This is a genomic window from Tropicimonas marinistellae, assembly GCF_001509585.1.
Classification (GTDB): Bacteria; Pseudomonadota; Alphaproteobacteria; order Rhodobacterales; family Rhodobacteraceae; genus Tropicimonas; species Tropicimonas marinistellae.
On record NZ_LNCI01000002.1, the window covers coordinates 199368 to 223778 of the forward strand.

Below are 24411 nucleotides of genomic sequence, written 5' to 3' on the forward strand. Positions count from 1 at the left end.
CTTGCATCCCTCCCGGCGTTGCGGCTAAACCCTCGTCCACCGGAGAGGTGGCCGAGTGGTCGAAGGCGCACGCCTGGAAAGTGTGTAGGCGGGAAACCGTCTCCAGGGTTCGAATCCCTGTCTCTCCGCCACTTGCCTCCGCGAAAGTGTTCTCCCGATCCGACTACGGCCGGATTTTGTCGTTGTGTTCAAGGGTTATGCGGGGTGGGCTATTCACCGACCTCAGTGTCGGGAGGTCAGAAAGCGGTCTCTTAAGGCCGATATTCTCCGGACCTGTTGACTTCGAGTATTTGGTACTCACCGTGTAACGTTCTGTTTCTCAATGGGAAAAGTTCGCGCCGAAATCGTTTCTGATATTGGTCGCACCTGGTTCGTTGGGAACTGTCGTCAAACAAAACATGACGCTCCGCCCAGACTATGACTTCGCCACGCGAGACCTCGGTGAGCCGGAGACTGTCTACTCGTTCGTCGACGGCATCGCCGAGCGCATCCGGCCGGGACAGCGGCGCGAGTCGGTGATGGCAGCCTAGGGGTTCACGGCGACGGGTCAGCGCGTGCTGCCGCACTTTATGGCAGGATCGAAGGAAGATGTAATGACTGTCAGCTATTTCATTCAGGACATGCGTGCCCGAGGGCTGGGTGATCCGCTGCTGGTCGTCTCGGACGGCGCGCCCGGTGTGATCAAGGCGATTAAGACCTGCTTTCCGCGATCGATCTGCCAGCGCTGCCTCGCACACCGGATGGCCTAGCCAACTCCATGAAGACTACATTGATAGCGGCCTTTGTCTTGCCAGTCTTCGCAGGAGCAGATTTTCCTCAACCCGGGCGGGTGGCGCCCCGACCCTCTAGGCCCTCGAAGTTTTCGACTATTTGCCGATCGCGCGGTACGCGACCCCATAGCCCTTCGTATTGCGGTCGTCATGGCTGCAACGGGTGAGTGCGGCCATGGTCCTGGCTCGTGTAGTTCACGGGCGCAGGATAAACGGGTCAACTCTACCACACCCTAGTCTATCGGTTCCGATCCCGGTCGTATCGAGCACCTTGCGAGTTCAAAGACTATGATCTCTGAAAAGCTTTATGCGTTGCTATTAAAATATAACCAAAGCTACTTGTAACATACATCGATATGCTCTAGATAAGCGCCGAAAGCTACTTATGGAGAGAGAAATGCTTGCCGAAAGAACGCGCCATTGGCGTAGCGTCCGGGTCCCGGGAGCGACCCCGTCGCGTATCCCCGCGCTGCCGGGCGTCTACGTCATCGCCGACGTTCTTGAAGTTGCTTCATTGAGGCTTCGAGTTGAACCGATCTACGTCGGCAAGACCTACAGCCTGAGGCGTCGAATCGGTGAGCACCTAGATCCTTGGAGGACCCACAATGCTTCTCTGTCGCGCCGCCTGACTGCCGGCCCTAAGAATTCGAAATTTGAGCTCTGGTTCCAAGTGCTTGAGCGAAATGAGATCAGCAAAGCCGAGAAGGAGCTGATCAAAGCACTTCAGCCGGAGGCCAACATCATACGCTATGGAGAAAACAATGACCTCTGAAACAATGCCCCGTGCGGGCGACATCACTTTGGACGAAATCAAAGAGATGGAGGCGCTGGAGCGGAAGCAAGCGCAAACGCTAAGCAGGTTACTTGACAATGCGCTGCAGAAGGATGGTCACGCGATCGTACTTCGCGGCGTGATGGGCAGCACGCTTGCCGATACTGGTGCAAATGTAGGGGTGCCTTCCTACACCGCTGTTCACACCCTTCGGTATGTGAGCGACCCGGTGAAGATCAAGATGGGTTCGGAGATGCCGTTCCTTCGGAACTACATCGACGACGAGGGCCAGGTGCAAGTTGACAAGGGCAACGCGGCTGACCTTGCTCAAAGGGCGCCGGATTGGACACGCCAGCCTGCGCTCACGGCCTACCTGCTTCACGACAAGAACCACAAGTTTGGTACGATTCTGGCTGTCGTTAGCCCTGCTTGGGTCGACGACCCCAAGCATGAGAATTGGAGCAGTGATGGCCGAGCACTGAAGTCCGCGGTGGAGTTTGAGGCTCTCGATTCCAGTGGCAACATGGGCCTCATAGATCTCCGGCACGTAGACACCTATGCTCTGGACGGGCAACACCGGATTATGGGTATTCGAGGCATCCAGGCGCTCCAGGAGGGACGCCTTGATTTTCGGAAGAAGGGCGGAGCGCCGACCGGGAAATACACAACCCGGGAGGAATTCCTTGATGCATTCAAGGTCGAAGAAGCCCGACTAAAGTCGACGCTAGACGAACAAATCTCGGTTGAGTACATCCCTGCCGTGATTAAGGGCGAGACGGCCTCTCAAGCCAAACAACGTGTCCGCTCGGTCTTTGTTGCGATCAACAGCTACGCCAAGCGGACGGACAAAGGCGAGAACATCCTGCTTGATGAGTCGAACGGGTTTGCGCTCGTCGGGCGTCATGCCGGGCTTTCGCATCCGCTTTTTGAGGCGCCGAAGGAGAAGTCCAGAGTGAATTGGAAGACTTCCAGTCTTCCGAAGCGCAGTGTGTGGATTACGACTCTGCAAGCGCTGAAGGACATGACGGAAAACTATCTCTCATCGGTCGCGCCAGATCTCGCAAAATCTTGGGAGCCGAAGTTCAAAGGTCAAGTTCCCCTGCGTCCCTCTGAGCAGGAATTGAAGAGCGGACAGGAGTTGTTCGAGGAATTCCTCGACCACCTGAAGCGCCTTCCGGTCTTCAGGCGGGTTGATAGCCTGGAAGACATCGATGCGATGCGTCTGTTCGATCCTGATGAGCCAAACGGTGAGGGGCACCTGCTTCTTCGGCCGATCGGCCAAACAATCCTGGCTCGGGCGGTCGGAGATCTCGTTGCGGGTGGAATGTCGCTCGATCAGATCTTCGAAAAATTGCGGCGGATGGATTCGGATGGCGGCTTCAACCAGCAGCTGCCCAGCAACGTCTGGTATGGGGTGACATTCGATCCTGCTGGCCGAAAGATGATCATGAGCAATCAAAACCTCGCTGCGAAGCTGCTGGTCTATATGATCAGAGGCGGTGATCAGGCTGAGCAGTCCGCTCTCATGGATGGGGCCCCCGATACCAAGGGCAAAGGTGTTAGGGTGCTGCGCGCAAACGACGATCAATCCATGTGGCGCAACTTCGAAGGTAAACTGGTGCCCATGGAGGACAACAGCTACGGTTCGAGCTTGCCCGTGCCGGTGAAGTAGTGTCCAGCGAGCTCTCGAAAGCTGGCCTGAAACAGCTTGGGAAACGGCTTAGGGCGGTGGTGACTCCGGAGGATTTAGATCTTCTGGATCACTACCGTCGCCGCTTCGACCCGTCACTCGTCGACATGAACGCCAGGTTGGTCGGCGAAATCGATTCCACCGACGTTGATGCTCTGGTTTCCGGCAGAATCAAAAGAACAAAGTCCATTGTACGAAAGCTCGTTCGGGAACCAACGATGGATCTTTCCCGCATGGCAGATATTGCGGGTCTTCGCGTCATAGTCCGCACAACCGACGACCAGAATGCTCTGGTCGGCCTGATCGAGGCCCAGGTTGAAAAGTCTCGGGTCATGGATCGCCGGAACGATCGAACTGAATACAGAGCAATCCATGTAACAGGCACTCACAACGATTTGCCTATCGAGATCCAGCTACGCTCAATCCCGCAACAATTGTGGGCTAACGAATCCGAGAGCCTAGGCGAGCAAGTAAAAGAGGGAGGCGGGACCGACGAAGAGAGGGCGTACTTGGACGCATTGTCCGCAGCGATCTTTGACTTTGAAGAAAGTGTACCCGGAGCTTCCGGCCAGATAGGGCACCGCCTCGCGTCAGCGCGGCAGCCCTTTGAGTACCGTATGCCTTGGATCGAAAGGAAATTCAACGCAGCCATCGATGCTATTGACGCGCACGAAGTTAGATCAGAGCTCTTGATCTTTGATGGGCGCACGTCTGACATCATCAAAGCGATAAGCTTTGGAGCTTCGGAAAGGTCTGATGCGGTCGCCGAATTCGAGCACTTGAGCAGGACGCTTGATCCGGTGCGCTTTGACGTTCTCATACTAAATTCGACATCGCATGCGGCGTTGTGCGTAACGCATCCCAGATTCTATCTCTAACTGGTCGACCAAAGACCGATGATCACAGAGATGCTCGGTTGCTTGGGGCGCATTCCGTCTTTGTCTTGCCCTTGCCGTGGCTAGGCCTCGATCGGTCAAATGATTGGCCTTTGCCAATTGTGCCAAGTTCATACCAAGATGCTCAGCCCCCTAATCTCCTTTGCGAGTTCCGCCCACGGCGTTGAAACCTGCAAGTGGCTCCAGGAAAAGCGAACGACCGAATCAATCAGATCCCGGTCCAACCCCATTGCTGTCAGAACGTGTGAAGCCTCGCGGCTTGCCGATGTGCAGGCCGACCCATTGGAGATGGCCACGTGGTCTTTCAGGGATAGCATCAGAGCCTCTGAATCCACGCCGTCGAACCCAAGCGCAAGGACATGGCCCAATGTGTGCGCCTGATCGCCGATCAGATTGGGCTCAAGGGTTCCCAGGACCTCGAGGACTCTTTTCCTTTCGGCAATGCATGCCAGCCTTCGCGAGTCGTGATCCCGAATGGCGATTGCTGCGGCAGCGCCGAATCCAGCGATCAACGGAACCGGCAAGGTTCCCGGCCGCAGACCCCGCTCCTGACCGCCGCCATGCAGCAACGGCGTGAGTGGCGGCCGTTCATATCCTCGGCGTCGCGCAATGAGTGCGCCAATACCTTTGGGACCGAACAGCTTGTGGGCGCTGACCGACAGCATGTCGATTCGTCCATGACGGGGTCCTTCAAGCTCCTTGCCGAAGCCCTGAACTGCGTCCATGTGGAAATAGGTTTGCCGGCCCTCGAGACCATTGGCAATCTCGCCGATCGGCTGGACGACGCCCGTCTCGTTGTTCGCATGCATCACCGAGACGAGCAGAGTATCGTCGCGAACCGCGGCAAGGATATCGTCCGCAGATACTCGCCCGGACTGCCCGACGCCAACGATGGTCAGCTCGAAACCTTGCCCGGCCAGCGCCTTCATGGGCTCGAGCACCGCCTTGTGTTCGATTGCCGAAGTGACAAGGTGTTGCCGGCCAGTCCGGCGGCCATGGTCGGCTAGGCCGAGGATGGCCAGGTTGTTCGCCTCGGTCGCTCCGGACGTGAATATCACTTCGGTTGGGTCCGCACCGGCCAAGGCCGCGATCTGCTCCCTTGCGAGTTGCACAGCCTTGTTTGCGCGCGACCCGAACTCATGCGTGCGGCTACCGGCATTGCCGTATTCTACATCGAAGTAGTGCAGCATGACATCCCGAACCTCAGGCTCAAGTGGCGTCGTGGCATTGTTATCTAGGTAGATCGGCATCTTCGATTCACGCTCCAGCTGCGCCTGACCCGAGCAATCGGCAGGTGTATGTGACGGGCTTCGTGACGTACGTTATCTGTTTGCTATTCCATTTGACAAACAGTTTGTGGTCGGGCATCCGTGGGACAACCTGAGAGAGACCATGGACAACACTTTCCACTACGCATTTCCAGCCATTCGCGGCGTACAGGCCGGCCGGGAGTACTATGTTTCCATGTGCCCGCTGCGCCTGATCCCAAAGATCTTCCTCTTCGACGAGGAAGAGCTGACGCCGGAGCTGCGTTCCCAGCGTACGCTCAACAAGTCGCGGATTCCAGAGATGTCGAGGTATATAACCGAACACCCCAATGGTTATGTGTTCTCGGCCCTCACCGCCTCGGTCGATGCCGACCTCGAGTTCGATCCAGTCTCACAGGAAAACGATCGGCTGGGTGTCCTGCGAATTCCAATGTCGGGAACATTTATCATCAATGACGGCCAGCACCGGCGCGCAGCCATCGAGGCTGCGCTGAAGATGAACCCAAAGCTCGGGGACGAGACCATCGCTGTCGTCTTCTTCAGCGACATCGGTCTGGCGCGCTCGCAGCAGATGTTCGCGGATCTGAATCGCTATGCCATCCGCCCCTCGACATCGATCTCGCTGCTCTATGACCACCGGGACCAGTCAGCCGAGCTGACACGACGCCTCGTGCTTGAGGCTGAGCCTTTCCGGGATCTGGTCGAAATGGAGCGGAGCACGCTTTCGACCCGTTCTCGAAGGCTTTTCACCTTCAGCGCGATCTACCAGGCCACCAATGCGCTTCTCGCCGATACGACGGACGACCTGGAGGCTGGACTGAAGACAGCGCGGGCGTATTGGGAAGAGGTTGCAAAGCAATTGCCAGAATGGAACCAGGTCCGTCGCGGTCGGCTCGCGGCCAGCGAGGTCCGGCAGGATCTGATTCATTCGCATGCCGTGGTTCTCAACGCCCTCGGTAGGTCCGGTGCGGCACTCTTGCGCGAAGCACCGAATGATTGGAAAAGGCGTCTCAAAGCTCTGTCGGACATCGACTGGTCTCGGAACAGTCCGACTTGGGCAGGACGGGCGGTGGTCGGCGGGCGGCTTTCGAAGGCCACGCAGAACGTGGTTCTGACAACCAACTACATCAAGAAGAGACTGGGACTCGAGCTTTCGCCGGAGGACCAGCGCATTGAGGATGCACACGAGCGGGGAGACTATGAGCGAAGCACGTAAATCAGCGCGGCAATCCATCTTCAAAGCCGAGGGGCTCCAGGAAGTGCTCTCACGGTCGATTGAGCAGATCCAGAAGACATACCTTGCGGACCAAATCCCCTGGGTGATCGGCTACAGCGGTGGCAAGGATTCCACGGCAGTGTTGCAGCTGGTCTGGCTGGCAATTTCGAAACTTCCGCCAAGGGATCGTCGAAAGGCAATTCACGTCATCTCGACCGACACGCTCGTCGAGAATCCGGTCGTCGCCGCTTGGGTCGATCGCTCCCACGAAGTCATGGGCGAGAACGCGGCGCGCTTGGGGCTGCCGATCTATCCGCATAAGCTCACACCCGACGTCCAGAGCACGTTTTGGGTCAACCTGATCGGACGTGGCTATCCCGCTCCGCGGCCGAAGTTCCGCTGGTGCACGGAGCGCATGAAGATCCGCCCGGCGGATGAGTTCATTTCCGACGTGGTCAAGCAGAACGGCGAGGCGATTGTCGTCCTCGGGACGCGCAAGGCCGAAAGTTCGGTGCGCGCAGCGCGCATGACGGCGAATGATGAAGGGCGGGTCCGGGAGAACCTGAGTTCACACAGCTCGCTCCCAAACGCATTCATCTACAGTCCGATCGCCGAGTGGACCAATGACGACGTGTGGCTGTTCCTGCTGCAGGTGAAGAACCCTTGGGGCCATGACAACAAGGCGCTTCTGAGTATGTATCAGGGTGCCTCGCCTGACGCCGAGTGTCCTGTGGTCCTCGACACGTCAACGCCGAGCTGTGGTGATAGCCGCTTTGGATGCTGGGTTTGCACGCTTGTCGAGAAGGACAAGTCGATGTCGGCGATGATCCAAAATGACGAAGAAAGGGAGTGGATGGCCCCGCTCCTCGAGCTGCGTAACGCGCTCGACGAACCAGACCACGACAAGCGCGATTTCCGTCGGATGAGTGGCACAGTGCAGCTTTTCACGAGGGACGACCGTCCGATTCCTGGCCCTTACACTCAGGCCACTCGGGAAGAATGGCTGCGTCGGCTCCTCACCGCCCAGGAAGTCGTTCGCAATCACCCGACGGCTCCGCCCGAGGTTCGCGGGATCGAACTCGTGACCCAGGATGAGCTTCACGAGATCCGCAGGATCTGGGTCGTGGAAAAATACGAGGTCGAGGACCGGCTGCCTACGATCTACGCCGAAGCGACGGGTCGGAAGTTTCTGGCGAAGAAACTGGACGACAAGCAGCCCTTCGGGGCGGAAGAGATGACAATTCTAAAAAGTGCTGCCGAAGACGATCAAATCCACTTTGAGCTCGTCCGCGAACTTCTGCAGGTCCAGCGAAGTTATCGAACGGCCGGACGCCGGGCGAAGCTGTATGAGCGTCTTGAGGATGCCTTCAAGCGCGGCTTCTACAACGACGTCGAAGACGCGACCGGGCGTGCCGCGCGCCGGCGTGATCTCCGTGACTTGCTGGAAGCGGTCGGCGAAGCCGGCAACGCGGGCCAGAACGCCGCGGCAGCGCTCCAAGGAGAGCTCGGTGAGTTCGCAGAGATTCAGAAATCGGAGACCGCGAAATGATCCTGGACGAAATCGTTCTACACAATTTCGGCGTCTATCGCGGACGGCATCGGTTCGAGCTTACGCCCGAGTCGGCTGACAAGCCGATCATCCTCATCGGTGCCCAGAACGGCGCCGGCAAGACAACATTCCTTGAAGCTCTTCAACTCGCATTCTTTGGACGACTGGCCAGAGGACAACTCCGGGGGACCGGGGCGTATGAAGAGTACCTCCGCGGCGTGATAAACAGGAATGCCCCGTCGGGCGACGGCGCTGAGGTCAAGGTTTCGTTTCGCCGAAGGATGGACGGGAGGGAGCATGTCTTCGAGATTCGCCGCGCCTGGACCGCAAACACCCGCCGGGTACGCGAGATCTTCGAAGTGGTGGTAGATGGACAACTCGACCGCGTCCTGACCGCTCAGTGGAACGACTTCATCGAAGAGTTGCTGCCGCCGCGCATCGCGCCGCTGTTCTTTTTTGACGGCGAGAAGATCGAACATTTCGCTGACCTCGACAGATCGTCCGAAATCATCGGTACTGGGATCAATGCATTGCTGGGGCTCGACATCGTCGAGCGCCTGAAGGTGGACCTCGAGGTTCTCGAGGCGCGGAAGCTGGCGGAAAACGGCAGTGCAGACCTCCGGGAAGAGCTTTCTATGGCGGAGGCCGAGTTGCGGAAAGCCGAAGACCGCGCTCGGGCCGAAAACGACAGCGTCGCGAGCGCGCGCGTGAGCGCAGAGCGAAGTGCACTAGTGCTGCAGCGAGCGCGGACCGCGCTGGAGGCTGAGGGCGGCGGACTTTTCGCGACTCGCGAGGCGCTGACCGGCGAGCGGGCGCGCCTTGACGAGGCGCTGGAACATGCACGCAAGGACCTCAGAGCTTGGGCTGGCGACGGGGCGCCGCTCCTCCTCGTTCCAGGACTCCTCAAGGCTGCCGCCAGGCAGTCTGAACAGGAAGCGGACACCGAAGCGACCAGAGCACTCCTGACGCATCTTGTTGACCGCGATCAGCTTGCGCTTTCTAGGCTGAAAGATTTTGGCGCCGCAGAGGACCTCGTCCACGAGGTAGAGTCGTTCTTCCTGCAGGACCGCGAACGTCTGGAACAGACGGCGTCGCGGAAAACACATTTGCACTTGAGCTCATCTGCCCGCGCGGCGCTCACGACCCTTTGTGGCGGGGGACGTGTCAGTCTGCTTGATGCCCGAAAATTCCTTCTCGAACGCCTCAACGGGCTCGAGGAGGAACGGGACGATCTTGAGCGAAAGCTTGCCTCAGTTCCAGCGGCGGAAAGCGTTGCTCCTCTTCTTCAGGCAGTGTCGGACTCCGAGAGAGCATTGCGGCAGGCCGACGCAGAACTCCAACATCGCATCCAAGCGAGTGAGGCCGCAGATCGGGAAGCTTCGGCCGTTCGAAGCCGCTACAAGGCCAAGCTGGAAAAACTGGTCAACCTGCAGCTGCAGCGCGAAGACGCTGGACGGCTGCTCCAGCACTCGGCCGGAGTACGCCAAACACTCTCCCGCTTTGCGACAGAGGTGATTCAGCACCACATCCAGCGGATCGAGCGCCACATGCTCGCTGGTCTACAGGCCCTTTTTCGAAAAGACGACCTGATCGCCAGCGTTTCTATCGACCCAAAGACCTTTGCGATCGAATTGCGCGGAAGCGACGCGCATGTAGTTTCCCCAGATCAACTCTCGGCTGGAGAACGCCAGCTCTTCGCCGTCGCTCTCCTATGGGCGTTAGCGCAGGCATCGGGCCAGGCGGCCCCGACGGTGATCGATACGCCGCTGGGGCGGTTGGACTCACAGCATCGGACACGGCTTGCGGAACGATACTTCCCGTGTGCCGGAGAGCAGGTGATTCTCCTGTCCACCGACGAAGAGATTGATAGGCGGCTCTACCAGAAGCTTTCACCGCATATCACCCGGAGCTTCACCATCACATACGATGGCGAGGGGAAAGGCAGTCAGGTCGAGCCTGGCTATGCCTTTGCAGGCGAAACTGGACTGGAGGCTGCATGACGATGATCGAGACCGTCCGCATCGATGAACAGGGCCGCGAGCAACTGATCCGGCTCAAACGACATACCGGGATCGAGACTTGGAACGTCCTCTGTCGTTGGGCATTTTGCGCATCCCTTGCCGAACCGACCAAACCGCCAGCGCGCCAGTTCAAGGGCGAGCCGGCGGTCGAAATCGCCTGGCGGGTTTTCGGCGGTGTGCATCACGAAATCTATCTGGCGCTCATCAAACAGCGTTGTCTGCAGGACGGCCTCGGGCTTGACCAAGCCACGGTCCAGGAACAGTTCCGGCTCCACCTGCATAGGGGTCTCGGCTACCTTGCATCAGATCGAAACGTCCGCTCGATCGGTGGTCTGGCACGTAAGCTGGATGAGACGGCCGATCCCGCGGCGGCATAACGTGGCGGTTCTGCCCGACTTGCAGGAACTCGCGAGTGAACATTTCACATATGCGGACCTGTGCCATTGCAGCGACACCTGGCGTAAGACACGGATTGAAAACGTCCCGCAGGAACCGGAAACCTACCATGCCATCTCCGAGCTTTGCGAGAAGGTACTGGAGCCGATCGCCAAGGAATTCGGCCAAATCGAGCTCACATATGGGTTTGCAGGTCCGGCACTGACTCGAAAGATCCGTCGACGTATCAGTCCCCAGCTCGATCAACATGCAGGACATGAACGACGCGCTTCCGGGGAATTTTTCTGCCCCCGGCTCGGTCAGGCAGCAGACTTCTGGGTGCCCGGCGTGTCGTCGATTGAGGTTGCTCGCGTTGTCGTCGATGCGCTGCCTTTCGACCGAGTCTACCTCTATGGTCCTGACAGACCGATGCACGTTAGCATCGGCCCACAAGATGCGGGTGTGATCTTTGAAATGCGCAAGTCTGGATCCCGGCTAATCCCACGCGCCCTGAAACCGAAGGATCTTGCTAGCGGGGGGTGATGGGTGACCAGTTCCAGCCACGTGGCAATCGGCCCGCAGCTTCACTGACGGAGAGTATCTCCGAGCCTGTGGCACGGACGCCTAGCTCGGCCAATCCAATGTCGGAGGCTTGTGCATCGAACCGCTTCTGGCGCTCGAAACCGGTTTGGTCCGGCGCCATGAACCGCGACTTCAGAACCAGGCGCTGATCCTCGTCTTCGTGGTCGAAATCCGAAATTCGTTGCCGCCGCAGATCAATCTTTGTTCGAAGCTCGAGACGTGGCAGCGGAGAGAGATCAAAATCCGCATATCGGAAGATCGTCAGCTTGCCGGTCAGGAGGTGAAATTTCACCAGGTGCATCTCGTCGAAACCGCCGGCGTATTTCTCGGCACAGCCTGCGAAACAGCGCAAAGCGGCGGGAAGACGTGAGATCAGCTCGGCGCAGATCCAGTAGTTTTCTTCCTCATCCAAAAATCCCAGGCCTTCGCCAAAGGTTGTCTGGGCGGCAAAGCAAAGATTGTCGGTATCAGCGAGCGAGAAGAGCAGATCACGTGCTGACGCCTGCGCCGTTGTGTAGTTGCCGAAGAGGGCACGTACGTCCCGTTGGAGGCGTTCCGGCAGGTCCCGGTAATTTTTTCGCCGGTTGAATTCGTTGAGTGCCAGATAAACAGAGATATCCTCTTGGCGCTGCTTTGCGGCTTGTTCCAAGACTTCGGGATCGGAAAGGCTGCTCGCCAAGCGGATGGCCTTCGCGATTGACGTTTTGGCCTCCTCCAGCCCGTGGCGTACTTCCTTCGGAAGTTCTTCCGGCGCGGGCCACCTTCCGAGGTCTTCTGCAATTGCCACAATAGCTTCGAGGTCGGGGCGGAGGGCCTCGAAGGCGGCTTCCCTTGCCGCCTTGCGCCGAGCGGCAACAGTCACACTCGTGGTGGATCGACGAGTTTGCCGAGACAAGAGGTATGACTGTTCGGCCAACGGATCAGCAAATACAAAAAAGAGGCCTGGGCCGGCCGGAAACGCCTCCCGTCCGAGCGTGGTTTCAATGATTTCCTTGAGTTCGGCCGGGCGATAGAACTTCTGGAATGTGCCGAGGCGCGTAACGTGCCCGTCGCCATAGGGTCGGCACGTCTCTGTTCGTGCTCGGCTCGAGGTGATGACGGCGACCGAAAGGCAGCGTTGCGCAAGAGCAAAGGCCGATTGAAGGACGTCTTGCCGCTCGGCGGGCGTCTCGATTACGTTCAGGACGAAGCCGAGGTTGACGACGTCGGCCGACTTACGTGGTTGATCCGGCGCGTAATACGGATCCCAGCCGGCGGCGGAAATGCCGGCCGCCTGCAAGCCTTCAACATCCGATCCGAATCCGCACCCGTAGTCGAATAACGTCGTTTGCTCGTCAATCAAGCCGTGTCGGATCAGTGCCTGAACAGGGGATGAGAGTCCGTCGCGCCGAATCGCCGCGAGATGACGCCTGATCGTGACCTCGGGCTGTGACGCAGGCTCGCCAAGCCGTTCGATTGCATGCCCGACAACTTTGACGCCGGCTTCTCGCAATCGCTGTTCCCATGAAAGTCGCGTCCCGATGGAACTCGTTTCTTGCAGAAGCCCCATGCTTTCGAGGGCCTGAGTCAGTTCTCCGTATTCTCCTCGTCTTGGGTGATCGGCGGGGAGAAGAAGTTCCTTGCGGTGAAGCACTGGTGGGTTCGCGCGTGCCCGGTAGGAGCGACGAACGGCAGTCCGGTTCTCGAGATTGACCGTGACGCTTTCGAGCAAAGCCGGAAACGGCCGTTCAAAATCCTCATAAGTGAGGAGAGAGATCCGCTTTTCTCCGGAATGCCGAAGCTTTACGACATTCCACTGCGATGTGTTCGCCAAGGCTTCCGCAGCCCATATTTCTGATCGCGATGCCGGCTCCAGAGCCGCGATCGCATCTCGATGCAAGTAGAGGCTACCTGCAACCTGCTTCCCGGAAACCGCCACGTGCATCGTTGCGCCTTTCAACAAGCGATCTGAATACCAAAGCACAGTAGAGGCGCAGCTCGGCGGTCGCCAGAGCCGTCAGCCGGTGATAGGGCTGACTTGGGAATTGCCGGCTCTTGAGGATTCAGGACCGGACGAGAATGGCATGTAACCGGACTGGGAGTATTCCGCTCGTGATGACGTCGCCTGGGAGCTCCGGGTTGCCGGGATCGGATCACCTTGATCCTGCGCCACTGGCGCAAACGTTCCGTGCAGTCAGCACAAGTTACAAGCATCTCCTTTTTCGGGTCTTGCTTCGGGACGGCATCAAACGCGGAAGACAGCAGATCGACTTCGCGAACCTCGCCGTTGGGATGATGGAAGAGGCCTGGTGGCCGGGTTTTCATCACCGTCTCCATTTCGGCGTGCAGGACGATGTCGTTGCACGGATTTCCGCAGCGGTCGACCAGGAGGTTCTGCGGCGTAATCCGGAAAAAGTCAGGCGCGCGTTTGCGTCCGTTGTGGCGTCTTCCGGAAGGGACTCTCTCGTGCGCTATGTACCGCAGCGGTTCCTCAGGCCGTGGTTTGCGCTCGAAACACGTGGGTTGCCAGATCAGCAGGTTGATCGAACGATTGAGGATCTAAGCCGCAGCCGGTTCTCAGCAGTTCAACCGGTCTACAGGGTGCTTGACACAGGAATCGAATTCCACCCAACGTGGATCGATTACCTCGAACGCAACTTGGTAATTGTCCAAGGCTGGAGTGACGCTCTCTGACTCCGCTTTCTAGAACGTCGAAATCCAACTGTGCCTGGACTTGTCCAGAAGATCGCTCCGGCGCTCGGACGACCTCCACTCAGCAATCAGCACGCCCTTTGGAGAGAGGTAATGGAGAAGAACAAGGTGGTCTCGATCTACAGTGGAAACTTTATCGATACGGCGAACTTCGATTTGGACCACTTCTTGCCGCGGGCATTCGTGGCACACGACAGATTCTGGAATCTCACGCCGATTGAGAGCGGCCTGAATGCCGAAAAGAGCGATCTTCTCCCCGATCTGGGTTTTGTTCCCCGCCTTGCGCATCAACACAGTATGATGGCGCGCCATGCCATGTCGCTGCAAGGTCGAGCGGAGGCGACATGGCGACTGGCGTTGGATGAGTACGCAACCGACCTCCAACTGGATTCGAGCCGACTGCAGAATCCGGCCGAGCTAGAACGCGTCTACAACGAGGCATTTTCGGGACTGGCGGGAATCGCAAAGCGGATGGGCTTCCCGGATGGATGGCGTCCAAACGGCGCTCCGGCGCGGAGTTGCGTTTAAACGCTAGAGGCTCGGCTGCTCAAGATTTGCGGGCGACGCGAGGTCTTCGCTTCCAGCTGCTAGAAGCAGGGTTCGTTGGTGCTCCCATTCCATCGGCAATCCCCGAAGCAGTTCCGACAAACCAACGTTGACCGGCTGTCCTTCAAGGATCGCCTCAATCATATCGGGAGCAAGAAGTGTCAGGCGAAGAACCCGCCCGAGATAGGGGGCGTTGATCTTCTCCGCTTCTGCAAGTTCTCGTACCGTCGCATATTCGGCCTCTTCGAGCAGCTTCTGCCAACGGTGCGCCCGCGCCAAAGCTTTGATCAAGGTGTTGTCGGCCTTGCGTTTCGACGCAGCTACGGGCGGCAGTTGCATCTCCTTGCGTCCGCCGCGCCGCACGACGCGGAACGGGACATGCAGGGTCACGGTTTCAGGGATTTGCGCCGCGTGCCTCATGCCGCTTGTCCAAAGTCACCGGACAGCATCTCGCGTGCGAGTCCGGTGAGGCCGTCGACCCGAAGCCGGACGTTGAGCCCCTCCGTGCCGATGTCGACGCGTTCAACCAGCAGGGCAACGATGCGGGCCTGCTCGGCGGGGAAGAGTTCGTCCCAGAGCGGATCGAGCTGCCGCAGGGCCGCGCGGGCGTCGGCCGCGGTTATGTCGTCGGCATGGGCGCGCGCCGCCTTCCATGTGCCCGCCACGATCTCGGGCTGACGGAACGCAGCGCGCAACTGGTCGATGACGGCGGCCTCGATCTCGCCGGCGGGGACGCGGCCAATCGGACAGGATCCGGCGCCGTGCTTCAGCACTGTCTGACTGACGTAGTAGCGGTACAGCTTGCCAACCTTCCGTGTATGCGTTGGCGAGAACGCGGCGCCGTCTGGGCCATAGAGCAGCCCCTTCAGCAGCGCCGGCGTCTCGGCGCGCGTGCGCGCCGCGCGCTTCCTGGGGCTTTCCTTCAGGATGGCGTGCACGCGGTCCCATGTATCGCGGTCGACGATGGCCTTGTGCTCGCCGGGGTAGCTGTCGCCCTTGTGCACCGCCTCGCCGATATAGGCGCGGTTGTTCAGCATCCGGTAGAGGTACTTCTTGTCGATCCGGTTGCCCTTCGGTGTGCGGATGCCACGTTTCGCGACCTCGCGCGCCAGTTCGGTACCCGAGCCGATTTCCAGGAACCGGGCGAAGATCCAGCGGACGTGTTCGGCGCGATCGTCATCGACGACCAGCTTGCGGTTCTCGACGCGGTAGCAGTAGGGCGGCACACCGCCCATCCACATGCCCTTCCTCCGGCTGGCGGCGACCTTGTCGCGGATCCGCTCGGCCGTCACCTCGCGCTCGAACTGGGCGAAACTGAGCAGGATGTTGAGCGTCAGCCGCCCCATGGACGAGGTAGTGTTGAAGGACTGCGTGACGGAGACGAAGGTGACACCGTTACGGTCGAAAACCTCCACCAACCTGACGAAGTCGGCGAGCGAGCGCGAAAGCCGGTCGATCTTGTAGACCACCACCACGTCTACTAGCCCGTCCTCGATATCCTCCATCAGCCGCTGCACCGCGGGCCGGTCGAGCGTGCCGCCGGAAATGCCGCCATCGTCATACTGATCGCGGACCAGCACCCAGCCCTCGGAGCGCTGGCTGGCGATGTAGGCCTCGCAGGCCTCACGCTGGGCGTGGAGGCTGTTGAACTCCTGCTCCAGCCCTTCCTCGGTGGATTTGCGGGTGTAGACCGCGCAGCGGAGCTTTCGCACGGTCGCCCTCATCCGCGTGCCCTTCGGTTTTTCAAGCCAAAGAAGATCAGCCCGTTCCAGCGCGTGACGGTCACGGCGAGCGCATCCCGGCGTGCCCGCGCTTCGGTTAGCTGCCGGGAAAGGTCGTCGAGTGAGGCGAGAATATCGTCATCGACGCGGGCAGCGTCCACCTCCGCTCTTGCTGTGGCGAGGCGCGTGACCTGGGCCTCGGCCTTGGCCAGCCGCGCCCGCATCTCGCCCAGCCGCTCTTGTGCCAGCCGGGCGATTGCGGCCCGCTGCGCCTGTCCATGGGCCGCGCGCAACTCCTTGACGCGGGATTCGGCGGCCTTGAGGGTGTCTGAGGCCGTAGCCTCCTCAGCCTCCTTGCCGGCATAGGCCACCTGTGCGGACGCCTCCTCTTCGTCCGCGGCCGCGACGGCTGCCTGCGCGACGACAACAGCCTCTTTCAGCCCTTTCAAATCCTCGACGGCCGTCTCAGCTGCCCCATGCTCCAGCCCGGCGATCTTCACCTCGCGTTCGGCCGCTTCCAGCTTCAGCACATGGGCTTCGGCCGCCTGCATCGCAGCGCGCGCCGTTTTCAGCGCGCTGTCCCGCGCCGCGCGTTCCTCGGGATCGTCCAGCCGGGCACGCTCGGCCTCGACACGGCGCCGCTCGTCAAGTGCGCCGGAAAGCTCTGCGACCTGCGCGGCAAGGGCCGCACGCGACTGCTGCAGGTTTTCCAACTCATCCTCAGCCCGTTTCCAGGGGCCGCCCGTCCTCGGCTTGCCGGTCGCTGTTGCCAGTGCTGCCAATTCCGCCCGGCAGGCACTCAACACATGGTCCATACGCCGCCCGCCGGTCATCTGGTCGATTTCGCCGGCCAGCGTGGACATCAGGTCACGTCGCGCATCCAGCGCGGTTTCTTTTTCCCGTTTCTCCGCCGTCGATGTCCCGGCGGGCTCGAGCGCGGTCACACCCTGGCGCACCCATAGCAGCCCCGTCGGTCCTCCCAGCCCGCCGCGGATCAGCCGGTCGATCCAGGCCTCGGCCTCGTCATCCTGCGCCAGAAAGCGCCCGTTGGCACAATCGGTCACCTTCGCCGACTTGCGTGAAAGCCAGGTCTTTTCCAGCCGGAACAGGCCGTCATCGGTCTCGATTTCTGCGGCAACGGCCACAGCACCACCCGAATGCGGGCGAAGCTTTTTCACCTCACTGTTCTGGCTGGAATAGGGCTGGAAGAACAGCGCGTGCAGTGCGTCGAAGAAGGTGGACTTTCCAGATTCGTTTGCGGCGGAGAGTACCGTAATCCCGTCACCGATCTCTCCAATTGTTGCGGTCTGCCCGGCAAAGCGGCGGACATTGGTCAGGCTGAGCGAGCGGAGTTTCATGCGACCTCCGAAGCCAGGGCGTAGAGACGGGCGAGCGCAGAAGCGGCAATCTCGCGGTCTTCCTCTGAAAGCGCGGGGCTCTGCGCCTCCTCCCACAGCGCCTCGGCGGCGCGGCGCAGGGCGCCGGCGCGATCTATCCCATCCAGGTCCGTCACGTCGTGGTGGATGGCGAGACCGTTCAGCTCTGCCTCGAACCAGCCGAAATCCTCGCGCACCGCGCGCGCCGCGGCTTCCAGCAGCGTGCGCTCGGCCAGGTTCAGTCGCCCCTCCGGGCGCAGGCGGAACAGTGTCTTGCGCCTCGCCTCCACAGGCGGCAGCAGGTCGCTCAACCGCGCCTCGACATCCTCGCCGGGCAACATGTCGGGGCGCGCTGTCGTCCAGGCATATTCTCCGGTCGGCACCGGGCTGACCTCGGGTTCGGCACCGGGGCCGGTGAGCGTGACGACCAGTGCGGAGGCTTGCTCTTCATGCTTGAAACTGTCGGCCTCTGGCGTGCCGGAATACCAGGTCCGCGCCCCGATCTGCATCTGCCCGTGCCAATCGCCCAACGCGAGGTAATCCAGTTCCGACTGCGATGCCCGGTCGGGCGGGATCAGGGCCGGGTCGCCAGCTTCGCTGAAATCGGTCACCGCGCCGTGAGCGAGCCCGATGCGCAAGGCGCCCTCGGGCGTATACTGGTCCAGCGCGTTTGTCAGGTCTCGCCCGGGCCGTCGTGCGGTGCAGGGTGCGGGTAGGATCACAGCCTCGCCCAGCACGATTGGTGCAGAATCGAAAGCGACAAGGACATTTTCGGGCCGCGCCTCCTCCACGCGCCGCCACAGGTCCATTGCGGCCAGCGAGTCGTGGTTACCCGGCAGGATCAGCCAGGTCAGGTCTCTTGCTGCGGCCATCGCTTGCAACGCATGGCGGATTGTCGTGGGCGTCGGGGTTTCCGCATCGAACGTGTCGCCCGCCAACAGAATGACCTTTGCATCGTTGCTGCGTGCAACCTCGGCCAGACGAGCAAGCGCGCCGTAGCGGGCCTCGCGCAAAAGAGCGGGAAGGTCATTCTCGAACCGTCCAAAAGGTTTGCCGAGATGAAGGTCGGAACTGTGGACGAAACGGAACACTGGGAACCTCCCATTTGGACACATGGCACCGCGCGCATTGGCGAGCGGCTCTCGGCTGAACTATCACCCGAGCGTGACAATTCCTGTCATCCCTCAAGGCAAGGCCGGAAAATCCGACCTCTGATGACTTGCGACGAGGGAACGCAGCCCTTCGGGCGCCAATACATCGACCCGGTCGCCCCACTGGTAGAGATGCCAGGCCATCTCCAGCCATCCCGAGGCGTGAAACCGGACAGTGAGCGAACCATCCGGTTCGTCGGTCATTTTCTGCTGGGGGTGGAAGACAAATTCGCGGGCGATCGGGGCCGCCGAGGGGGCAAAGCGCCAGACCACTTCACCGTATTCCGCCTCGGCATGATATGAACCGAACGCCCGTCCGGCGTGAGCGTCGAGGTCAAACTCGGGATCGCGCGGGAACGAGTGCGCCTCCAGGCGAGCCGAACTCACACGGTCCAGGCGGAAATGCCGGAACCTTCCATCGCCACCCTTTTCTCGTGCCACCAGGTAGCGCCTGATGCCGAGCAGCAGGCCGTAAGGTTCGACCAGTCGTTCCCTCGCGGCGTTGTCGCGCTCGCCGGTATAGCCGATGGTCAGCATGTTCGGCGCCTTAAGGGCCTCGGCAATTGTCGCCAGGATGTTCGGTTCCACACGCACCCGCGGCCCGGGACGTGAGGCAAAACCATGCGCCTCCAGCACCGCTTCCGCATCTGCTTCGGCACGGCGCGCGTGTGGTCCCGGCATGATGGAGAGCAACCGGTCACGGAGGGACGTCAGAGCCTTGACCTCGTTTGTCGCGCCTTCCCGTTCTGCGCGGCGAATGCCCATTTCAACTGCGGCGAGTTCGCTGTTGCGAATTCCGCGGGTGAGCATGAGGCGCGCATCCTCGCCCCGAAGCTTCCAGAACTTGCGCCTCTCGCCGTCCTTGCGCGTCTCGACGTTCGGGAAACAGTCTTCCAGAGCTTTCGTCATGCGCTGCGCAGTTCGGCGGTCGACGCCGAATTCTTCCTCGATCTCTTGAAGCGCGACACCGTTGTGCCGGGAGGTGGCCATCTCGGCGAGACGCAGGAGGTCGGAAGCTTTGGAAAAAGACATCAGGCACCATGACAATAAATGACACCTCGGCAGGCTAAGTAGATCGCTGCGGCCTGTCGATGTGATTCCGCCCTCGCAAGATAGTATCAGGTGAAGCATTTCATGATGGTGAGGGACTTCGGCAGGCCGCACCTCCATTTCTTTTGCCTCCGGTGGCGCCTCACTTTCAAACGGTCGGCTGCCTGACTGGCGAAGTGCCCGTGAGGGCGACAGAATCTGACGTGCTGGCTCGTCATGTTGGAATCGTAAAGAAATCGATTCCGGAGAGCACGCACATGACGATCCAGTTTTCCACTGTTAAAGAACCGCGCCACCTTCGTATCTCGCTGAAGCGGGGCCTTGCCAAGCAAGCGGTCTCTAAAGCTCAAAAGGCACAGGCAGACGACGCAGCAATCTTTTCGGAACTTCGCAATGTGTCGCCCAACCGTCGCTCGATGGAGCGGTCAGTGCTTCGGCTGCGGAAATCGCCAGGTGTCGTGCGCGCCGGAATTGCCGATGACCAGATAATTGTCATTTTCCGTCACGCCTGCGCCATGCTGACGCGCGTGGATGGGGTGGATCTCTTCAGCGAGAATGTCTTGATTTACACGCGCGTGTCAGCGTCCGCGGGGAAGGGCAAATTGGGTATCCGGATCAATCGAGTGAGTTTCAATCAACATGCACTTGAGCGCCTCATCGAGCGCAGCCGCTGCAGGATCCGGCCGGATTTCCTCTCCTCTGTCGATGCCGAAGCTGCTGCCGCTCTCAAGCTCGCGCAGGACGGCGAATGGATCGAAGACAACGGGGACGACTACATCCAGTCCAGGGAGAACGGCGTCTGGGCCGGCAGCCTCGACTTTTCAAGTGCCGAGCCCGAGTGGGACCTTCAGCAGGCGGATGCACAGATTCCCGTGTTTTCCGCCCGCACCTTTCTCGGGCCCGAAGAAATGAAGCCGTCGGTATGGCTTCGCTGGCAGGACGACCCGTGCCTGTCCTTCGTCGCCTGAGGCCCGGCCAATGCGAGAAACGGATGGTCGCGTCCTTCTTTCCGCCTCGGATCTGATGCGGTTCATGGGTTGTGCCCATTCGACCGCACTGGATCTTCTGCGACTGCGTGGAGAGGGGCCGGAACCGGGCGAGGACAGCGAAGATGTGGCACTGCTTCAAAAACAGGGCGATGCCCATGAAGCCGCGCATCTGGAAAAGCTGAAATCTTCTGGCCTGACTATCGTCGAAGTCCCGCGTGGCGATCTCGTTTCCGATGCCGATGCAACGCGAAGGGCTTTGGCCCGAGGAGCCGAGGTCGTGTTTCAGGGCGCGTTCCTGTCGGGCAACTGGGGTGGATGGTCGGACTTTCTGATGCGTGTCGATCGGCCTTCCACACTTGGCTCGTTCAGTTACGAGGTGTCCGATACCAAGCTGAAGCGGAAGCCGCATCCCAAGCATGTGCTGCAACTCGTCCTCTATTCCGACCTGCTGACCGACGTTCAGGGCGTGGCTCCGGAATTCGCGCATGTCGAACTGGGCACTGGTGAACGCGCGACGCTGCGGCTGGCGGACTTTGCCCACTATGCCAGAGCGGCACGGTCGCGGCTTGAGACATTCGTGGCCGATCCGCAGCCAACGCGCCCGGTTCCTTGTGCGGACTGCGGGCTTTGCCGTTGGGCCAGGCATTGCGACAGCATCTGGCAAACCGAGGACAGCCTTTTCAACGTGGCAAATATCAGCCGTGGCCAGGTCAAGAAGCTTGAGGCCGCGGGAATCGCGACCATGGAGGCGCTTGCCGACCTGGATTGCCCCGTCCGTGGAATGGCCGAAAGTACCCGCCTGCGTCTGGTGTCGCAGGCCCGGTTGCAGCACGCTCGCAAGAGCGGGGAGCCGGCATTCGAACTGCGTGCACCGGAACCCGGAAAGGGCTTCAATCTTCTTCCCGAGCCGCAATCGGGCGATCTCTTCTATGACATCGAGGGGGATCCGCATTTCGAGGGCGGCCTCGAATATCTGCATGGCGTCTGGTGCGACGGGGCGTTCCGGGCCTTCTGGGCACATGACCATGAAGCCGAGGCGCGTGCACTGTCCGATCTTCTGGCGTTCTTCCGGGCCCGTCTGGAGGAATACCCGAAGGCGCGTATCTATCACTACGCCGCCTATGAGATCACCGCGTTGCGGCGGCTGACGACGAAATACGGGATTGGCGAGGCATTCCTAGATCGCCTGCTGCGCGAACGGCGCTTTGTAGATCTATTTGCCGTGGTGCGTGGCGGGCTGATCGGATCGGAACCGAACTACTCCATCAAGTCGATGGAGGCGTTTTACGGCCGCAAGCGCGACGGTGAGGTCAAGACGGCTGGCGGTTCGGTCGTGGCCTATGAGAACTGGCGCGAGACGGGAGATCAGCACATTCTGGATGAGATTGAGGATTACAACCGGATCGACTGCATCTCGACCGAGGAGTTGCGCGACTGGCTGGTCGGCATACGTCCCGCGGGACCCTGGCCGCAGCCTGCCGAGGATGCCGGCGCGAAGGAGGTTCAGGAGGAAGCCTACGCGCAGGAGCTGCGCGCCATGTTGGCCGCGTCGGACCTGCCTGAAGATCGGCAGGCCCTGCTGTTGAATCTCGGCCTCTTCCACAAGCGGGAAGCAAAGCCAGCTCAATGGGCGGTGTTCGACTCTGCCTCCAAGGATGAGGATGAGTTGCTCGACGACCTCGATGCCTTGGCCGGGCTGGAAGCCGTCGGGCAGGTCGAACCCGTCAAACGATCCTTCGCACGCAGCTATCGCTTCCCACAGCAGGAAACCAAGCTGCGGCGCGGGAAGCGCGTGACCATACCCGTATTCGACGGACTGCCCACCTCCGTCAGCATCGAGGACATGGACCGCAGGTCGCGCCGGATCATGGTCAAGGCCGGGCCGGGAAAGGATCATCTGCTAGCCGATCGGCTGAACCTGCATCCGGACTGGCCGCTGGATCCGAAGCCGATCCCGGATGCGCTGAGAGACGTGATCAACGACCAATGCGGATCGCGTGCCTATCGGGCAGTCGACGACCTGCTATCTCGTGCGGCGCCGCGCCTGACCACCGGTTCGTTGCAGCCCGTTGACGACTTCGTTGAAGGCACCATCGCGGCTGTAGGGGCTATGGACGGGACCGTCCTGCCGATTCAGGGGCCGCCGGGAACCGGCAAGACCTATGTCACCGCGCGGGCGATCCTGTCACTGGTCCGAAAGGGCGCGCGAGTCGGCGTGGCCTCCAACAGTCATGAGGCGATCCGAAATGTGCTGATGGGCTGCCTGAGTGCGCTGAAGGAGGCCGATCCTGACTTGACGCTCGACCTCGTTCACAAGACCTCGAGCGAGGATGATGGCTATCCCGACACTTGCGCGGTGCGCCGCACCACCAGCAATGACGAAGCTGCGGGCGGCATGCATGTTGTCGGTGGCACGGCCTGGTTCTTCTGTCGCGAGGAGAATGTCCAGGCGTTCGACTGGCTGTTCGTCGACGAAGCCGGACAGGTCGGCCTGGCGAACATGGCCGCCATGGGGCGTGCGGCAAAGAACATCGTGCTGGTCGGTGATCCACGCCAGCTGCCGCAGGTGATCCAGGGTTCGCATCCGAACCCCGCGAACCTCTCCTGCCTCGACTGGCTGCTCGGCGACCACACCACCGTGCCGCCCGAACGGGGCATCTTCCTGCCTGTCTCGCGACGGATGCATCCCGAGGTCTGCCGCTTCATCTCCGATCAGGTCTATGAGGGTCGGCTGACGAGCCACCCCGACACCACCCGGCAGGCCGTCAACGGAACAAAGCTTCCCGCAGCCGGGGCATACTGGGTGCCGGTGCCGCATGAGGGTAATGCGCAGATATCGATCGAAGAGATCGCCGCCATCTCGACCGCAACGGCAGACCTGCTACGAGGCACCTGGACAGACAAGGACGGCGCCACGCGCCAGATGCGGGAAAGCGACATCATCGTCGTCGCCCCGTACAACGCGCAGGTCAACGCGCTGCGCGAGGCGCTGCCAGCCGCAATCCGCGTCGGCACGGTGGACAAGTTCCAGGGGCAGGAAGCGCCTGTCTGCCTTGTGTCGATGACGGCGTCCACGGCAGAGGAAACATCGCGTGGGATGGAGTTCCTGTTTTCGCTCAACCGCATCAACGTAGCGGTGTCGCGGGCCAAGGGACTTGCGCTGGTGTTCGGAAGCCCGAGGTTGAGAGAGGCCAAGTGCGAGTCTGTCGAGCAGATGAAGCTGGTGAATACGTTATGCGCTCTGCAGGAAAGGAAACTGGATGGACATTGACAGGATGATTTCTGGGTTGCCTCAGGACTCTTTGAAGACTCTCAAGGACCGACTGGTCAACGCGGATCGGCTTCTGGTAGGCGCCCCAGAACACGCCGATGCAATACGTCTGCGATCAGCTGTCAAAGCAGAGTTGACTCAGCGGAAGATGGGTAGCCGCAAGAAAGTCGGACCGCTGTGGTGGGAACCCCACGATCCTGACGTTCCTGAATTTTTCGCCTATGAAACCGCGGAATCCTCTGTTCCAGTGGGAGCGATCTTTAAACGCAATACACATACCGGGACCCGCAAAGAGGTTTACTCCGTCAGGATCGGGGAGCGCGAGTTGCCCGGGCGTTTTTCTGAGGTCGCAATAGCGCGTCAGGCAGGATCTGAGGCTTGGGAGAGTGGAGTCGGGACATGAGGAAGCCTGGAAGCGATCTCTCAGGGCCAATACTCTTCAGACTTGTTGACTGCGTCGATATGGCCTTCTTCCAG

The 24411-nt window shown here is 60.4% G+C and carries 19 protein-coding genes, 1 tRNA gene and 1 pseudogene; 14 read left to right on the forward strand and 7 right to left on the reverse strand.

The genetic code is table 11. The features are described from left to right. Positions 1-41 precede the first annotated feature (41 nt). From ARC39_RS04325 to ARC39_RS25180, 5 genes and pseudogenes are all read left to right on the forward strand, one after another. A tRNA-Ser gene (locus ARC39_RS04325) sits at positions 42-131 on the forward strand. Positions 132-413: 282 nt separating this feature from the next. Continuing rightward, a pseudogene (locus ARC39_RS26540) lies at positions 414-743 on the forward strand (transposase); the annotation flags it as partial. 424 nt (positions 744-1167) lie between these two features. Then, on the forward strand, positions 1168-1542 hold the full coding sequence (locus ARC39_RS04330) for a GIY-YIG nuclease family protein (RefSeq protein ID WP_068110623.1): 375 nt from the start codon (positions 1168-1170) through the stop codon (positions 1540-1542). Then, positions 1532-3214, forward strand: a complete 1683-nt coding sequence (locus tag ARC39_RS04335; RefSeq protein ID WP_068110626.1) for a DNA sulfur modification protein DndB — start codon at positions 1532-1534, stop codon at positions 3212-3214. The genes ARC39_RS04330 and ARC39_RS04335 overlap by 11 nt, the downstream gene beginning before the upstream one ends. Next, positions 3214-4110, forward strand: a complete 897-nt coding sequence (locus tag ARC39_RS25180) for a RelA/SpoT domain-containing protein (protein WP_078059068.1) — start codon at positions 3214-3216, stop codon at positions 4108-4110. The genes ARC39_RS04335 and ARC39_RS25180 overlap by 1 nt, the downstream gene beginning before the upstream one ends. A 128-nt stretch (positions 4111-4238) precedes the next feature. Here the strand turns inward: ARC39_RS25180 and dndA are convergent, their stop codons facing one another. Next, the gene (gene dndA / locus ARC39_RS04350) at positions 4239-5378 is read right to left on the reverse strand and encodes a cysteine desulfurase DndA (RefSeq protein WP_068110635.1); all 1140 of its coding nucleotides are present in this window, start codon (positions 5376-5378) and stop codon (positions 4239-4241) included. Between the two features lie 142 nt (positions 5379-5520). Here dndA and dndB point away from each other — a divergent pair, with 142 nt between their 5' ends. From dndB to ARC39_RS04375, 5 genes are read left to right on the forward strand one after another with little or no spacing between them, the layout of a single operon-like run. Then, positions 5521-6612 carry a DNA sulfur modification protein DndB gene (gene dndB, locus ARC39_RS04355; protein WP_068110636.1) on the forward strand — a complete coding sequence of 364 codons (1092 nt, stop codon included), beginning with the start codon at positions 5521-5523 and terminating at the stop codon, positions 6610-6612. Further along, the gene (gene dndC, locus ARC39_RS04360) at positions 6596-8161 is read left to right on the forward strand and encodes a DNA phosphorothioation system sulfurtransferase DndC (RefSeq protein WP_068110646.1); all 1566 of its coding nucleotides are present in this window, start codon (positions 6596-6598) and stop codon (positions 8159-8161) included. Before dndB ends, dndC begins: the two co-directional genes overlap by 17 nt. Further along, positions 8158-10161: a DNA sulfur modification protein DndD gene (dndD, locus tag ARC39_RS04365; protein WP_068110647.1), complete on the forward strand. Its 2004-nt coding sequence runs from the start codon at positions 8158-8160 to the stop codon at positions 10159-10161. The genes dndC and dndD overlap by 4 nt, the downstream gene beginning before the upstream one ends. Continuing rightward, the gene (gene dndE / locus ARC39_RS04370) at positions 10158-10559 is read left to right on the forward strand and encodes a DNA sulfur modification protein DndE (protein WP_068110648.1); all 402 of its coding nucleotides are present in this window, start codon (positions 10158-10160) and stop codon (positions 10557-10559) included. Before dndD ends, dndE begins: the two co-directional genes overlap by 4 nt. Position 10560: 1 nt before the next feature. Further along, entirely contained in the window at positions 10561-11100 is a 540-nt protein-coding gene (locus tag ARC39_RS04375; RefSeq protein WP_068110649.1) for a hypothetical protein, read from the forward strand. Here the strand turns inward: ARC39_RS04375 and ARC39_RS04380 are convergent. Beyond that, entirely contained in the window at positions 11087-13063 is a 1977-nt protein-coding gene (locus tag ARC39_RS04380; protein WP_068110652.1) for a DNA phosphorothioation-associated putative methyltransferase, read from the reverse strand. The two genes, ARC39_RS04375 and ARC39_RS04380, sit on opposite strands and share 14 nt — an antisense overlap. Positions 13064-13257: 194 nt before the next feature. Here ARC39_RS04380 and ARC39_RS04385 point away from each other — a divergent pair, with 194 nt between their 5' ends. Together ARC39_RS04385 and ARC39_RS04390 are read left to right on the forward strand one after the other, a co-directional pair. Then, positions 13258-13812, forward strand: coding sequence for a hypothetical protein (locus ARC39_RS04385; protein WP_068110655.1), 555 nt, complete (start codon positions 13258-13260; stop codon positions 13810-13812). Between the two features lie 111 nt (positions 13813-13923). After that, positions 13924-14358 carry an HNH endonuclease domain-containing protein gene (locus ARC39_RS04390; protein ID WP_068110658.1) on the forward strand — a complete coding sequence of 145 codons (435 nt, stop codon included), beginning with the start codon at positions 13924-13926 and terminating at the stop codon, positions 14356-14358. A 3-nt stretch (positions 14359-14361) separates the two neighbouring features. Here ARC39_RS04390 and ARC39_RS04395 read toward each other — a convergent pair whose 3' ends face one another. The 5 genes from ARC39_RS04395 to ARC39_RS04415 form a co-directional block, all read right to left on the reverse strand. Further along, a complete protein-coding gene (locus ARC39_RS04395) occupies positions 14362-14796 on the reverse strand; it encodes a hypothetical protein (RefSeq protein ID WP_068110661.1) in 435 nt (144 codons plus the stop codon). Beyond that, entirely contained in the window at positions 14793-16088 is a 1296-nt protein-coding gene (locus ARC39_RS04400) for a recombinase family protein (protein WP_438273252.1), read from the reverse strand. The genes ARC39_RS04395 and ARC39_RS04400 overlap by 4 nt, the downstream gene beginning before the upstream one ends. Before the next feature lie 8 nt (positions 16089-16096). Then, positions 16097-17455, reverse strand: coding sequence for an ATP-binding protein (locus ARC39_RS04405; protein ID WP_068110668.1), 1359 nt, complete (start codon positions 17453-17455; stop codon positions 16097-16099). Then, a complete protein-coding gene (locus tag ARC39_RS04410) occupies positions 17452-18564 on the reverse strand; it encodes a metallophosphoesterase family protein (protein WP_068110671.1) in 1113 nt (370 codons plus the stop codon). The genes ARC39_RS04405 and ARC39_RS04410 overlap by 4 nt, the downstream gene beginning before the upstream one ends. A 93-nt stretch (positions 18565-18657) precedes the next feature. Then, a complete protein-coding gene (locus ARC39_RS04415) occupies positions 18658-19656 on the reverse strand; it encodes a helix-turn-helix transcriptional regulator (RefSeq protein WP_068110674.1) in 999 nt (332 codons plus the stop codon). A 143-nt stretch (positions 19657-19799) separates the two neighbouring features. Here ARC39_RS04415 and ARC39_RS04420 point away from each other — a divergent pair, with 143 nt between their 5' ends. Both ARC39_RS04420 and ARC39_RS04425 read left to right on the forward strand, forming a co-directional pair. Next, positions 19800-20642, forward strand: a complete 843-nt coding sequence (locus ARC39_RS04420) for a hypothetical protein (RefSeq protein ID WP_149866309.1) — start codon at positions 19800-19802, stop codon at positions 20640-20642. 10 nt (positions 20643-20652) lie between these two features. Further along, positions 20653-23934 carry a TM0106 family RecB-like putative nuclease gene (locus ARC39_RS04425; RefSeq protein ID WP_068110680.1) on the forward strand — a complete coding sequence of 1094 codons (3282 nt, stop codon included), beginning with the start codon at positions 20653-20655 and terminating at the stop codon, positions 23932-23934. The last annotated feature ends 477 nt before the right edge of the window (positions 23935-24411 follow it).

Bases quoted from the DNA above. Each gene is read 5' to 3' on its own strand.
- ARC39_RS04330 (WP_068110623.1), top strand. From the start codon at position 1,168: ATGCTTGCCGAAAGAACGCGCCATTGGCGTAGCGTCCGGGTCCCGGGA.
- ARC39_RS04335 (WP_068110626.1), top strand. From the start codon at position 1,532: ATGACCTCTGAAACAATGCCCCGTGCGGGCGACATCACTTTGGACGAA.
- dndA (WP_068110635.1), bottom strand. From the start codon at position 5,378: ATGCCGATCTACCTAGATAACAATGCCACGACGCCACTTGAGCCTGAG.
- dndB (WP_068110636.1), top strand. From the start codon at position 5,521: ATGGACAACACTTTCCACTACGCATTTCCAGCCATTCGCGGCGTACAG.
- dndC (WP_068110646.1), top strand. From the start codon at position 6,596: ATGAGCGAAGCACGTAAATCAGCGCGGCAATCCATCTTCAAAGCCGAG.
- dndD (WP_068110647.1), top strand. From the start codon at position 8,158: ATGATCCTGGACGAAATCGTTCTACACAATTTCGGCGTCTATCGCGGA.
- dndE (WP_068110648.1), top strand. From the start codon at position 10,158: ATGACGATGATCGAGACCGTCCGCATCGATGAACAGGGCCGCGAGCAA.
- ARC39_RS04380 (WP_068110652.1), bottom strand. From the start codon at position 13,063: ATGCACGTGGCGGTTTCCGGGAAGCAGGTTGCAGGTAGCCTCTACTTG.
- ARC39_RS04390 (WP_068110658.1), top strand. From the start codon at position 13,924: ATGGAGAAGAACAAGGTGGTCTCGATCTACAGTGGAAACTTTATCGAT.
- ARC39_RS04395 (WP_068110661.1), bottom strand. From the start codon at position 14,796: ATGAGGCACGCGGCGCAAATCCCTGAAACCGTGACCCTGCATGTCCCG.
- ARC39_RS04405 (WP_068110668.1), bottom strand. From the start codon at position 17,455: ATGAAACTCCGCTCGCTCAGCCTGACCAATGTCCGCCGCTTTGCCGGG.
- ARC39_RS04415 (WP_068110674.1), bottom strand. From the start codon at position 19,656: ATGTCTTTTTCCAAAGCTTCCGACCTCCTGCGTCTCGCCGAGATGGCC.
- ARC39_RS04425 (WP_068110680.1), top strand. From the start codon at position 20,653: ATGCGAGAAACGGATGGTCGCGTCCTTCTTTCCGCCTCGGATCTGATG.